Source organism: Brevibacterium sp. FAM 24630, assembly GCF_049804075.1.
In the GTDB taxonomy this organism is placed as follows: domain Bacteria; phylum Actinomycetota; class Actinomycetes; order Actinomycetales; family Brevibacteriaceae; genus Brevibacterium.
Map to the genome: position 1 here is coordinate 36,093 of NZ_JBNBZD010000018.1, position 13,001 is coordinate 49,093.

Annotated in this window: 13 protein-coding genes; 4 read left to right on the top strand and 9 right to left on the bottom strand. The window is 66.6% G+C overall.

Annotation, left to right across the window (positions count from 1 at the left end; all coding sequences use genetic code 11):
* Positions 1–264: 264 nt before the first annotated feature.
* Both ACPUD7_RS13255 and ACPUD7_RS13260 read right to left on the bottom strand, forming a co-directional pair.
* On the bottom strand, positions 265–840 hold the full coding sequence (locus ACPUD7_RS13255) for a HutD family protein (protein ID WP_425120174.1): 576 nt from the start codon (positions 838–840) through the stop codon (positions 265–267).
* Positions 841–887: 47 nt separating this feature from the next.
* A complete protein-coding gene (locus ACPUD7_RS13260) occupies positions 888–1,250 on the bottom strand; it encodes a VOC family protein (RefSeq protein WP_425120175.1) in 363 nt (120 codons plus the stop codon).
* A gap of 147 nt (positions 1,251–1,397) precedes the next feature.
* On the opposite strand from ACPUD7_RS13260, the gene ACPUD7_RS13265 reads away from it, so the two are divergent.
* Positions 1,398–2,414, top strand: coding sequence for an ATP-grasp domain-containing protein (locus ACPUD7_RS13265; protein ID WP_425120177.1), 1,017 nt, complete (start codon positions 1,398–1,400; stop codon positions 2,412–2,414).
* A gap of 45 nt (positions 2,415–2,459) precedes the next feature.
* Positions 2,460–3,935 carry a phytoene desaturase family protein gene (locus tag ACPUD7_RS13270; protein ID WP_425120178.1) on the top strand — a complete coding sequence of 492 codons (1,476 nt, stop codon included), beginning with the start codon at positions 2,460–2,462 and terminating at the stop codon, positions 3,933–3,935.
* 45 nt (positions 3,936–3,980) lie between these two features.
* On the opposite strand, the gene ACPUD7_RS13275 is transcribed toward ACPUD7_RS13270, so the two are convergent.
* Positions 3,981–5,291 carry a hypothetical protein gene (locus ACPUD7_RS13275; protein WP_425120179.1) on the bottom strand — a complete coding sequence of 437 codons (1,311 nt, stop codon included), beginning with the start codon at positions 5,289–5,291 and terminating at the stop codon, positions 3,981–3,983.
* A 59-nt stretch (positions 5,292–5,350) separates the two neighbouring features.
* Positions 5,351–6,304 (bottom strand): EamA family transporter, encoded by a 954-nt coding sequence (locus tag ACPUD7_RS13280; protein WP_135537449.1) that lies wholly within the window; start codon positions 6,302–6,304, stop codon positions 5,351–5,353.
* 72 nt (positions 6,305–6,376) lie between these two features.
* Here ACPUD7_RS13280 and ACPUD7_RS13285 point away from each other — a divergent pair, with 72 nt between their 5' ends.
* Complete coding sequence (locus ACPUD7_RS13285; protein WP_425120180.1) at positions 6,377–7,282, top strand: LysR family transcriptional regulator; 906 nt, start codon at positions 6,377–6,379, stop codon at positions 7,280–7,282.
* Here the strand turns inward: ACPUD7_RS13285 and ACPUD7_RS13290 are convergent.
* The 3 genes from ACPUD7_RS13290 to ACPUD7_RS13300 all read right to left on the bottom strand — a co-directional run bounded on the left by ACPUD7_RS13290 (position 7,279) and on the right by ACPUD7_RS13300 (position 9,679).
* Positions 7,279–8,163 carry a hypothetical protein gene (locus ACPUD7_RS13290; protein WP_425120181.1) on the bottom strand — a complete coding sequence of 295 codons (885 nt, stop codon included), beginning with the start codon at positions 8,161–8,163 and terminating at the stop codon, positions 7,279–7,281. The genes ACPUD7_RS13285 and ACPUD7_RS13290 overlap by 4 nt on opposite strands.
* Positions 8,160–8,738, bottom strand: a complete 579-nt coding sequence (locus ACPUD7_RS13295; protein ID WP_425120182.1) for a hypothetical protein — start codon at positions 8,736–8,738, stop codon at positions 8,160–8,162. Before ACPUD7_RS13295 ends, ACPUD7_RS13290 begins: the two co-directional genes overlap by 4 nt.
* Positions 8,739–8,863: 125 nt before the next feature.
* A complete protein-coding gene (locus tag ACPUD7_RS13300; protein WP_135537452.1) occupies positions 8,864–9,679 on the bottom strand; it encodes a hypothetical protein in 816 nt (271 codons plus the stop codon).
* Between the two features lie 126 nt (positions 9,680–9,805).
* Between ACPUD7_RS13300 and ACPUD7_RS13305 the strand changes: the two genes are divergently transcribed.
* The gene (locus ACPUD7_RS13305; RefSeq protein WP_135537453.1) at positions 9,806–10,024 is read left to right on the top strand and encodes a DUF3073 domain-containing protein; all 219 of its coding nucleotides are present in this window, start codon (positions 9,806–9,808) and stop codon (positions 10,022–10,024) included.
* A 347-nt stretch (positions 10,025–10,371) separates the two neighbouring features.
* Here the strand turns inward: ACPUD7_RS13305 and purM are convergent, their stop codons facing one another.
* Together purM and purF are read right to left on the bottom strand one after the other, a co-directional pair.
* Positions 10,372–11,484 (bottom strand): phosphoribosylformylglycinamidine cyclo-ligase, encoded by a 1,113-nt coding sequence (gene purM, locus ACPUD7_RS13310; RefSeq protein WP_425120183.1) that lies wholly within the window; start codon positions 11,482–11,484, stop codon positions 10,372–10,374.
* 1 nt (position 11,485) lies between these two features.
* Positions 11,486–12,967 (bottom strand): amidophosphoribosyltransferase, encoded by a 1,482-nt coding sequence (gene purF / locus ACPUD7_RS13315; protein WP_425120184.1) that lies wholly within the window; start codon positions 12,965–12,967, stop codon positions 11,486–11,488.
* Between the last annotated feature and the right edge of the window lie 34 nt (positions 12,968–13,001).

Here is a 13,001-nt window from a genome sequence, read left to right on the forward strand (position 1 = left end):
GCTCCGGGACATGCGGATCGTCGTTCGTGTCGCGCTGTCTGCTCGTCTCACTGTGGCCTGCCGTCAATGTTCCTCCAAAAGCCCGTGGATCTTCATTGTCGATCAGCTACGTCCGGGCATCCTGACACCGTGCGCCCGAAGCTGGGAAAGCCCTGAGGCAGATCGGCTTCATAGCGATCACCACCTGGGATGATGTCTGGCGATGTGACCCTGGGAACAGTCGATTCTCATTGATCTGTCAGGTCAGCTCGACGCCGCGCACCATCACTGCGGTTCGTGCACTCCGCTCAGCACGACAACGGACCAGTCTTCGGGCACGAGGTCATCGGGTTCGAGCGCGAACAGACTGAAGCGTGGGTGGTCGGATGTCGGGTGCAAGGTGAGCACGAAGCGGAAGCCCTGGGTGGGAATCGGTGCGCCGACGCTCATCATCAGGGTGTCATCGCCATCGACGAGGGCGTCGTCACCGTCATCAACGTCGACATCCATGAGGGCGGCGGGGTCGGCGACCATGAGGTTGACGGCGAAGCAGTGCTCGGTCAGTTCGACGACGCTGACGCTCTGACCGCCGTGGAACGCCGCGGGCCGAGTCGGGTTCGCACGGCGCGTGCGCCCATCGATCTCGAGGACCACCTCGGCGGTGGGGAGGAACGTGCGTGCCATTCCGGGCAGAGCCGAGAACGGGCCGGTCCTGTCCAACCGGGCAATACTCAGACGCCATGGGCGCAGCCCCGGCGTCAGAGACGCGGACTCCGTGAGGGCGACGAGTTCGGTGGTCTCACCGGCCCCGTTGGCCCACGGCACGGCGGGCCGGTCGGCGAAGGCGGCGAGCGCGCGCATGACTCAGCCGTGCACGGCCGGGTAGGGCCGCCCCGGTGCCGGTGTTCTCATCCTCGGCAGAGGCAGAACGGGTGACCGGCCGGGTCGAGGAAGACGCGGAACGTCTCGCCCGGCTGTTCGGCCGCTTTGCCCGCACCGATCTCGAGCACGGCCTTCTCCGCGACGTCGAGGTCTTCGACGATGACGTCGAGATGCATCTGCTGCGGGTGGGCCTGACCGGGCCAACTGGGGGCGTGATAGTCCTCGACCTGCTGGATGCACAGCGGGGGCCAGGAATCGGAGGTGACTTCCGCCCAGGTGCCGTCCTCGTCGACCGCGACCTTCCAGTCGAGGAGCCGACCGTAGAACTCCGCGAGTTCCGCGGCGTCGGGAGCGTCGAGCACGACCACGGGCTGCTTTGCGATAGCCATGACCCGAGTCTACGCCGCGGCACGGACATGGCGAAGGACCTGACCGGCGGGTGGCATTTCCGCCAGGGCGTAGGATTGTTGAGCAGATCCGTCGATGCTTCTGCCGTTCGCAGTCGCATCGCCCTCCCCCTCCAGTGAAGGTTCGCGATGAGTTCTCATGCTCTGCCCACCGTCGTCGATCCGGCGGTCTACATCATCCATGACAATCCGGAATGGATCGTCCCGTTCACGGAGGCGCTCGACCGCCTCGGTGTCGCCCATGTCGAGTGGCTGCTGCCCGAAACCACGATCGACCTCACCGCCGAGCCTCCGCAGGGTCTGTTCTGGTCACGGCTGTCAGCCTCGGCGCACACCCGCACCGATCCGCACGTCAAGGAGTATGGGCGCGCGATCCTCGACTGGCTCGCCGCCGCCGGGCGTCGGATCATCAACGGCCGCGGCGTCTACGAGCTCGAGGTGAGCAAGGTCCGTCAGCATCGCGAGCTGACCGCACGCGGATTCGACGTCCCGCGCACCGCCGCGGCGTTCGGAGCCGAAGCACTCACCGAGGCGGCCGCGACCTCCACTCCTCCGTTCATCACGAAGCACAATCAGGGCGGCAAGGGCCTCGGTGTGCGCCGTTTCGACTCCCACGCCGAGCTCGCCGCGGCCACCGAGGAGTTCGCGCCCGGTGGAGCGAATGCGCCGATCGACGGGATCACCCTCATCCAGGAGTACGTGCAGCCGGCGCAGCCGTTCATCACTCGCGCCGAGTTCATCGGCGGCCGCTTCCACTACGCGGTGCGCGTCGATGTCTCCGGCGGGTCCTTCGAGCTGTGCCCGGCCGATGCCTGCGAGATCCCCCGCGCCGGGGCTGACGACTCCGCTCCACAGAGCCCGTTCGTCCGCCGCGAGGACATCACTGCCCAGACTCCCCTCATCGGCAGACTTGAGGCGCTCCTGACCGACCTCGGCATCGAAATCGCCGGCATCGAATTCATCGAGACCGCCGACAACCGGCAGGTCGTCTACGACATCAACACGAACACGAACTACAACCCGTCCGTTGAAAGCGGCGAACAGTCGGAGGGCCGTCAGCCCGCCGTCGACCGCATCGCCGCATACCTCGCCGAGGCCCTCGCTTCGTCCGAGAGCCCTTCACCGGCCGCATCGCTGACTCCGTAAACGAGGCAAGCCCCGTCGTTCGCCCCGCTCCCCTAGACTGGGCCCATGAGCACAGGTGTTGATGCAGTCGTCGTCGGATCCGGCCCGAACGGCATGGCCGCCGCGGTCACCTTGGCTCGCGCAGGACTCACCGTTGAGGTGGTCGAAGCCCAACCGACGATCGGCGGCGGTGCCCGGACCCTCGACCTCGGACTGGCCCCGGGCATCACCCACGACATGTGCTCGGCCGTGCACCCGCTGGCCATCGCCAGCCCCTTCTTCGTCGACTTCGACCTGCGCGCCCGCGGGATGGAGCTGACCACCCCCGAGATCTCCTACGCCCAACCGCTCGACGGCGGACCCGCCGCGCTGGCTTTCCACGATCTCGACGAAACGGTCGACCACCTCGGCGAGGCGGGGCCGGAATGGCGCCGTTTCTTCGCCCCGCTTCTCGACCGTGTCGATGACGCGATCTGGCTGTCCCTCGGCGACAAGCGGTCGGTGCCCGAAACCCTGCGCGATCTTCCCGGGCTCGCGAACATCGTGAAGTTCGGGCTGCGGCTGCTCTCGCAGGCCAGCCCCGCGTGGAACATTCCGCTCGCCCACGAATCGACCCAGGCCCTATTCACCGGGGTCGCCGCCCATGCGATCGGCGGGCTGCCTGCGATGGGCACGGCCGCCACGGCCACGATGCTCTCCACGGTCGCCCACGCCGGGGGCTGGCCCTCCCCCATCGGCGGTTCGCAGGCAATCATCGACCACCTCGTCGCCGATCTCGAAGCCCACGGCGGCCGAGTGCACGCGAACACCCGCATCGACCACGTCTCCGACCTGCCTGCGGCGCACGCCTACCTGCTCGACACCTCGGCGATGGGGGCGGCGCAGATCTTCTCCGGACTGCTGCCGGCCCACGTCGACCGTGCGCTGCGCGGGTTCAAACAGGGCAACGCCGCAGCGAAGGTCGACTTCGTCCTCGACGGTCCCGTCCCCTGGACCGACCCCGAGGTGGGCCGAGCCGGAACGATCCACGTCGGCGGAACTCGCGCCCAGATGGCCGCCGCCGAGGGGCAGGTGATGAAGGGCCGCATGCCCGCCGACCCCGTGTGCCTCGTCTCGGACCCCACCGTCTTCGACCCATCACGCGAGGTGGGCGGCCTGCGCCCGCTGTGGACGTACGCGCACGTACCCTTCGACTGCCCGCTCGATCCGACCGAGTACATCACCCGGCAGATCGAACGCTTCGCCCCCGGCTTCCGCGACCGCATCGTCGCGCACAACGCGATTCCCGCCTCCGAGATGGCCGGTCACAACCAGAACTACATCGGCGGGGACATCGCCACGGGAGCCGTGACCTTCTACCGGATGATGGCGCGCCCCCGCCTGACCTGGGACTCTTACAGCCTCGGCGTGCCCGGCGCGTTCCTGTGCTCGGCCGCGACCCCGCCGGCCCCCGGTGTCCACGGAATGAACGGTTGGTTCGCCGCCCGCCGAGCGCTGCGGACCCGCTTCGGCATCGACGAGGCCCCGAGCCTGGCGCCCTGACGTTCGGTGCGCCGGTCACGGAGCCCCCACGGGGACGTCGATCGCTCACCGAGTCGGCACTTTACGCCACGCATCCGCATCGTCGTCATAGGACCATTCGGCCACCTCGGCGATGCCGGTGACGACGTCGCCCAGCCAATACGTCGTGTCCGGGTTCCACCCGGCCATGAGACTCACCGTCCTCTCATCCGTGTCACCTGCCATCGGACGTGATGGCGTGTCCTCGATGAAGCTCGCATCGCCGACGTCAATGATGGCTCCGGCCGTGCGCAGATATCCGGCGAGGCTGACGTGCACGGCGTCGAACTCTTCGGCCACTTGTGACCAGTCAGGGATCACCCAGCGGCCCTTGCGGCCGGTCGTTTCGAACCATACGTGACGTCGTTGCGCGGTGACGTCGAGCGGATAGCGACGGCAGAGGTCCGCCCAGTCGTCCGGGGTGTGGATCTCGCAGATGCTCGCCTCGGTTCGGATCTTCAGTCGACAGGCACGGGCCCGCTCGAGTCCGACATCGTCTTCGACGAGGTCGACGCCGATGGGCGTGCCCTTCGGCCAGCTGTCCGTCGAGGTCCAGAGCCCGAACGGTGGAATCGACCACCACTCGCCGCTGACTTCCTTAAACGGGTCCTTTGCGAAGTCGTGGCGATAGTCCGTTTCGGCGGTGAGCATCCACGCCAGCCATCCCTCCAGATTCTGCGGCATCACTACGCCCGAGTCGGCATCGAAGGGCGCAACCATGTCGTCACGACTGACTTCGGCAAGATCTGCAGGATTCTCAGGATCTGCGGAGTACACAGCGGGCAGCACGCCCTTGATGCCCGAGTCGTCCCAAGCCAGAGCCCATTGGTTCTCCCGGTCGAGGGGACGCGACCAATCATCGAGGAGACCTGTGGCGAGGATCGCCTCGGCGAAGGGAATGAGTGCCTGCCGCACTTCGGGTGCGCCGGCCACGATGTCCGCTCCATGCGGAGGCTGCCAATACATGGCCCCGGAGATCACTTCGGCCATTGCGTCTTCCAGGTCGTCTTGGCTGGGCGTGACAGGTGTGATGTGCCCGAGCTTCTCGGCGACGTCGGCGGGGAGTGCAGAATTCTCCTCCGGCTCTGACGTGTCCGGCCCCTGGTACATCACCACAGCCGCGCCTTGTGCCCGATCCTGAAGGTAGGCGGCGATGAAGGCGGTTTCGTTGAACTCCGCATATGCGCGCGCAGCGTCTGTCTGGGGTCCGTCGTCCGCGCTGAGCTCACGTTCGATCTTTTCGGGCATTTGGCGAGCGATCGTGAACACCAGCGAACGTCCCCGCGGGGACGCGAGCAGTTCTTCAGCGGTGAGCAGTCGGTTCTCCGATTCGGTCATGGGCACAACCCTAAATCGGTGTGTGCTCCGCTGCAGTCATCATTGCCCCACTGCCGTCATCACGTCCCCGTGGGGACGTCGGAATGCGGCTGCTCGATGTTTGTCTCGTCAATCGGCACCGCCTCGGCGAGAATCCTTGCCCCCTTCGCCGCTTTCAGCCCGGCGCCGAGGACACCGATGATGACAAGCACGGCGCCGCACAGCTCCCCAAGGGTCACGGTCTCCCCGAGGACGAGCCAGGCCGCGCTCATGCCGACGATCGGCACGAGCATGGAGAACGGGGCGACGACACCGGCGGGATTGCGCGACATCAGCCACGACCAGATGCCGGAGCCGAGCACCGTGGCGATGACGACGGTATAGATCAGCCCCGCGACCCCGATCATGCCGGTCGCCGTGCCGAGCGTCGTCATCGATGTGCCGATCGCGGCCGGTCCTTCGACGATGAGCGAGATGAGAAGCATCGGCAGCGGCGGGATGATCGACATCCACATCGTGAACTTCACAGGTTCGACCGACTGCGCCTGCCGATTGCAGATATTGCCGATCGCCCACCCGAACGCCCCGGCGACGGTGAGGAGGAAGGGCAGGAAGCTCGCCGATGAGTCGAGGCGCTGCCAGCCGACGACGCCGAGGCCCGCCATCGCGACGAGGAGGAACACCATCTGTGAGGCGCGGACCCGCTCGCGCAGGAACGTCATCCCCAGCAACACGGTGAAGGGCCCGGAGGCTTGGAGGACGAGCGAAGCCAGCCCGGTGGGCATGCCGGTGGCCATCGCCCAGTAGAGGAACGCGAACTGCAGGACCCCGAAGCCGAGCCCGTAGCCGGCGATCCAGCGGAACTTCACATCCGGTTTCGGCACGAACAGCAGCGCCGGCAGCGCGAGGAGACCGAAGCGCAGCGCAACGAGGAAGAACGGCGGGAACTGGTCGAGCGAGAGGTCGATCGCGAGGAAGTTCAACCCCCACATCACCGCCACCGAGGCGGCCAGAAGGCAGTGTTTGAAAGACATGGCCTCATTGTCGGGCTCAGCCACACTGAAGCACAATCGCAAGATCCTTCATCGTGTGTGTAGCCTGGCTTCATGAACATCGATCCGAGGCATCTCGAACTGCTGCGCCTCTTCGACGAGTACGGCAGTGTCACTGCCGTCGCCGACGTCACGCACCGCTCCCCTTCGGCCGTCTCGCAGCAGCTGCGGCAGGCCAGCCGCGATATCGGCCGCACTCTCGTCGAACCCGCCGGACGCGGACTCACGCTCACCGCCGCGGGACGTCTGCTCGCCCACGGCGGGCGGGACGTGGCCCGCACGCTCGCCCGCGTGCAGGCGCAGTGGGAGGGCCACCTCGGCGAGGCCGTCGGAGAGATCACCCTGACCGGACTGCCGAGCGCGCTCACCTATCTCCTCCCTGACACCCTGCGACGGCTGCGCCGGGAGCACCAGGGGATCGACCTGCGCATGGACGACGTCGACCTCGCCGAACACGAATTCGCGGGCCTGACTCGGGATGTCGACATCGTCGTCGCGCACAGCCTCGTCGCCGAACGTCCCATCGGCACCGACGGACTCACCGTCGTTCCGCTCGCGCGCGAACCCATCGACGTCGCCCTCGCCGTCGACCATCGGCTCGCCGATCGAGCCGAGCTGGCCCCGGACGATGTCGTCGATTGTCGCTGGGTGGGGGTGCCCCGCGGATACCCCTTCGACACGATCCTCACCTCGATCGAGCATCTCACCGGTCACGACCTCGACGTCGTCCAACGCATCCGGGACAACCGGCTCATCGAAGCGATCGTCGCCTCCTCGGACCAGGTCGCGCTCCTCCCCCGGTTCACGACGCCGCGAGATGCGGGGTTGGCACTTGTGCCGCTGACGGGGGTGAGCACGACGCGTTGGATCGTTGCGGTGATGCGACCGGACACGGCAGAACGTGTCGCGGTGCGTGCTGTGATCGACGCGCTCAGCCGGGTCGACGGCGCCGCTGATTAGGCGGTGTGGGTGCCGGTGAAGCGCTTCGGAACAAGTTTCTCCAGCGGCAGGAACGCCGCCCAGCAGATGACGGTCGGCAGGAAGTGGATGCCCAGCGCCAGGTAGGTCATGAGGTGGAAGAGGCAGAAGAATGCGACGACCGCATAGAGCCATCGGCCTTTGAGGAACAGGGCGACCGGGGAGAGGAACTCGAAGACCAGGGTCGCCCATTGTGCGGCGATGAGGAGGCCGGGCACCTCGAGGAACGGCTTCGACCATTCGGCCCCGCGGCGCATGAGCGCCCAGATGATCACCGCACCATTGGCCCAATGGGTGATGTTGCCGGAGGCGACCCACTTCATGAGCACCGAGTAGAAATAGGTGAGCACGACCGAGATCTGAACGACCCTGAGCGCCCAACCCGCCCGCGCCGAGGTGGTCGCGACATCGCGGAAGCGTGCGGGCCCGATCGTCGGCAGGACGAAGGCGGCGATGACCAGCGCCATGTGATCGTGGGCGACGTAGCCGTAGCCCTGGGTGTAGAACATCCACGCGCCGAAGCTGATCGCCACCGCCCAACCGCTGATTCTCTGGACGATCCCGGCCGCGGCGAGGAGGGAGAAGACGATGATGGCGGCCAGCAGGAGCTGCGCGCCGAGGACGCCGACGGCGGGAATGTGGAGGACGCGAGCCAGCCACAGTGGTTGGTAGAACTCGGGCGTCCACCCGTGGGCGATGACGTCACCGGAGATGGTGAGCACATCGATGATGATGAAGACGTAGACGAACACGCGGAACACGGCCGCTCGGGCGAGGGGGACCTCGGGCATGAACCAGCGCAGGAACGGGTTGCGCGGTCCCGCCTCGGCGGGGGTGGTCGTCAATGTCGGGGTGCGACTCATCGGACCTCCCAGGTCGCCAGCGTCGTCTCTTCGGGTTCGCCGACGCTCAGGCCGTTCTTCAGCTGCGTGGTGGTCCGGCAGAGGATCATCGTCTCCGGCTTCGGCTCAAGCGGGTGCAGCCGCACGTACGAATCGGCCATCGACTGCATGAGTTCGGGGTGGGCGATGACCCGGTCGAGTTGGGATTCGACGTCACCGCGCTCGATGCCGACGGTCGCCGCGTTGAAGCCGAGGCGACGCGGCTCGTCCTCGCCGGGGAACTGGGCGGCGATGCAGGTGGAGCCGACGGTGCCGTTGAGGTCTTTGGCAGTGGCGTACCGGGTGAGCGATCCGAGTGGGAAGAAGTCGTTCGTGTTGAGGAACTGACCGCACGTGAGGACGACGAGGGCCGCAGCCGGGACGACGACGCGCCAGCCGATGCCGAGCTTCGACAGCGGTTTCACCCGAGTTGGCGGCTTGGGGCTGCCCGCGCCCGTGTTCTCGGAGTGCGCCCGGCCGCCCACGAACCGGCCCGCCGTCGATCTCTCGGCGGCCGGGTCCTGTCTCGTCAGGAGACGACGCTTCTTATCGTCCATACGCTTCGGGCTCGTCCTCTCGGGTGCGGATCATTCGCAGACAATCCTATCCGCCCAGAACTACCTCACGGCGGCCCAGCAACTTGGCGCGAGGTTGCTGGGCCGCCGTGAGGTAGTAAGGGAGGTCAGGAGCTGCGGGCGTAGAGGTTGAGCTGCTCCCAGCTGGCCGCGTACTTCTGGAAGGCGGTGACAGCGGACTCGTGATCGTCGTTGCTCAGCGCGGTGACCCAGGAGTCGACGAGTTCGGGGGCCTCGGTCGGCCACAGCACATCGGACATTCCGCCGAGATCGAGCTCGAGGATCGAGTTCATGTCGAAGGTGTCGACCCACTCGGCCAGGGCCGAGGTCTGTTCGACCATGTCGACGACCTTCGAATTGTCCGCAATCGTCTCCGCGGCCCATTCCATGCGCGCCGAGGCGGCCAGGATGTCCGTGCGGATGTACACACGCAGTCCTGCTTCGGTTTCATCGGCGATGATCTGGTCTTCGCTCAGGGAGAAGAACAGCCACCAGGCCGGGGGCACATCCCACGCCGAGACGCGGGTGAAGATGCGGGTGTCCTTCGCGTCCTGCAGCCATTCGGCACGGCGACTGGCCGCCCGCCGCCGCACCGACTTCGGGGCGATGATATCCAGGGTCGCCTTCGAGGTGTGTTCGGCCAGCGATTCGAGGGCCTCCCACCCGCGGATGTCCTCCTGCGCGGGGCAGAAGCGATCGACTCCGTCCGATGACTGAGACGCCGGGAGGAAGACGGGAGTGCGGCGGAAAGAATCGGCCACGGGGCTCGGCGGCAGGGAGATCAGGCGCTTGTCGGCGTCTCGGGAGATCTGTTCTTCGACCCGCTGCCGATTGCTTTCTACCTGCCTGTCTTGCAATTCGGAATGCACGACAAGAGGTTCGAAGATCCGCAGGGTGACGACATAATCGCGACGGTAGGCCATGGACTCAGCCTATCCAAGGTCGGTTCGCAAAATGGAACTTCCCAGTACGAACAGGTAGGATTTAAGCGCATAGCAGAGATCTAGTCCGGGGCCAGAGCCCCAATGACGACGGAGGGGGTCACGCCAGTGGGTCGCGGCCGCGCAAAGGCAAAGCAGATCAAGGTAGCTCGGAAGCTGAAGTACTACAGCCCGGATACCGACCTTAATAGACTCCAGCAGGAGCTGGGCGCCGACTCGCGCAAGTCTGGGTCGTCCGATCCGTACGACGACGAACCCGACTACTCCGCTTACGCCGATAAGTACAACGTCGACGATGATGACGAGTACGAAGACGATGACGACTGAGTGCGGATGACTCCAGTCGCGAGCGGCTGAAACGACTTCGTTGAGGGCGGGGACTTCGGTTCCCGCCCTCTGTCGTACGCGCACGCACTTCCGCGCTGGGGCAGTCCCTCGCCGAGGAGGCGGCCCGCCCCGTCATCGCCCGCCGAATCCGGCAGACGCCCGTCGAGGCATCCTTCACCGTTGCCCTCATCGCCTACAGTTCCGGCCACCACCCACCGTTGGCCTCACACCGGCGTGGAGGAACACGCGGGTGTGAGGCCACCGGTGAGGGATGCTCCGTACAGGCGGCCGGCGGCGCCGCACCAGTCGGCCGCGACAGTCGGCGGACCACCGACGGCTGCGTCGACCTACTGCAGGATCGCGGCGCCGCCGTCGACGCCCTTCGCACCCTGGACGTAGTCGGGCTCGGAGGCCAGTGCGCCGTCATCGGCGGTGACATCACCGAGCACCCAGGCACCGGGACTTGCGGCCAGCACACCATCGACCGCGGACGGGTCGACGACGAGGACCATGCCGACGCCGAGGTTCCACGTGCGTTCGCGATCGGCCTGCGGCACTCCGCCCAGGTCCCCGAGCACGGAGAACACGGCTGGGAACTCCCACGAGGCACGCGACATCTTCGCCACCAGTCCCTGCGGGAGCACACGGGCGACATTGGCAGACAGTCCCCCGCCGGTGACGTGGGAGACCGAGTGCACGGCACCGGGCAGAGCGTCGAAGAGGGCGGCGAGTTCACCAGTGTAGACATGGGTGGGAACGAGCAGTTCCTCACCGAGGCTGCGGCCGAATTCCTCGACCTGTCGGTCCAGTCCCCAGCCCGCCTCGGCGATGATGTGGCGCACGAGGGAGTAGCCGTTGGAGTGGATGCCCGAGGACGGCAGTCCGATGAGGACATCCCCGTCACGGACCTTCTCGGGCCCCAGCAGGTCGGCGGCTTCGACGACGCCGGTGGCGGCACCGGCGACATCGTATTCGTCGACGCCGAGCAGACCCGGGTGTTCGGCGGTCTCGCCGCCGACGAGGGCGACTCCGGCCGAAGCGCAGGCATCGGCGATTCCGCGGACGATGTCGGCGATGCGTTCGGCCACGACCTTGCCGCAGGCGATGTAGTCGGTCATGAACAGCGGCCGTGCCCCGCAGACGATGATGTCGTCGACAACCATGCCCACGAGGTCATAGCCGATGGTGTCGTGCTTATCGAGGGCCTGTGCGATGGCGACCTTCGTTCCGACTCCGTCGGTCGACGAGGCCATGAGCGGACGGTCGAAGTCTTTGAGCACGGAGACGTCGAAGAGGCCGGCGAATCCGCCCATTCCGCCCACGACATTGGCATTGTGGGTCGCCGAGACGGCGGCTTTCATGAGTTCGACGGCGCGGTCTCCGGCCTCGACGTCGACGCCGGCGGCGGCATAGGTGGTGGACTTCGGCGCGGTGGCCTGCGGGTTCGCGTCGGAACTCAACTCAGCATCCTTTGTCGGCAGTGGTGTTGTTGACGGGAATCGGGTATTCGCCCGAGAAGCACGCGGTGCACAGCTGGCTGCGCTCCTGCTGGGTGGCGGCGATCATGCCGTCCAAGGAGATGTAGCCCAGTGAGTCCGCGCCGAGGTTCTCGCAGATCTCATTCGTCGTCAGCCCGTTGGCGATGAGCTCGGCCCGGGTGGCGAAGTCGATGCCGTAGAAGCACGGCCACTTCACCGGCGGGGAGGAGATGCGGACGTGGATCTCCTTCGCACCGGCCTCCCGCAGCATCCGCACCAGCGCCCGCTGGGTGTTGCCGCGCACGATCGAATCGTCGACGACGACGAGGCGTCTGCCTTCGATGTTCTCCCGCAGCGGGTTGAGCTTGAGCCGGATGCCCAGCTGCCGCAGGGTCTGCGAGGGCTGGATGAAGGTGCGTCCGACATAGGCGTTCTTCATCAGCCCCTGACCGAACGGAATGCCCGAGGCTTCGGCATAGCCGACGGCCGCGGGCGTGCCCGATTCGGGGGTGGCGATGACGAGGTCGGCATCGACCGGGTACTCCTCGGCCAGCTGCCGGCCCATCTGGGTCCGAGCGGCGTGGACGTTCTTGCCGGCCAGGAGGCTGTCCGGACGGGCGAGGTAGACGTATTCGAAGACGCAGCGTGCCTGATCGGGTTCGGCGAAGCGGTGGGAGCGCAGCCCGTCCTCGTCGATGGCGATGAGTTCACCGGGTTCGACGTCGCGGACGAACTTCGCCCCGACGATGTCGAGTGCCGCGGTCTCCGAGGCCACGACCCACCCGTTCTCCAGCCGGCCCAACGACAGGGGCCTGACCCCGTGCCGGTCGCGGGCGGCGTAGAGGGTGTGCTCGTCCATGTAGACCAGCGAGAACGCTCCTTCGACGTGCGGCAGCAGACTCAGCGCCGCCTCGGTGAGGTTCTCTCCCTGCTCGGTCGCAAAGAGTTCGGTGACCAGGGAGGTGTCGTTCGAGGAGTCGCGGAAGGGACGAGTGCGCGAGGTCTTCTTCGTCGCCTCTTCGACGACCTTCGTCGCGTGGTCGCGACGGGAATCGGCCATGGCTTCGAGGGTGTCGAAGTTCGTCAGATTGCCGTTGTGGGCCAGCGCCACGGTGCCGAACGGGGTCGGTCCCAGCGTGGGCTGAGCATTCTCGAATGAGGGCGCTCCGGTCGTCGAGTACCGGGTGTGCCCGACGGCGATGTGTCCCTGCAGGAGTTCGAGATCGCGTTCGTGGAACACCTGCGAGACCAGACCCATATCGCGGTAGATGAGGATCTGCTTGCCGTTGCTGGCAGCGATGCCGGCGGACTCCTGTCCGCGGTGCTGCAGGGCGTAGAGCCCGAAGTAGGTGAGTTTGGCGGTTTCCTCGCCGGGGGCCCAGACTCCGAACACACCGCATTCGTCCTGCGGTCCGCGGTCCTGGGGGTCGATTTCGTGTGTCAGCTGCCCGTCTCGTCTTGCCACGAGTGAAATTGTCTCACACCCGCGACCGAGCTCC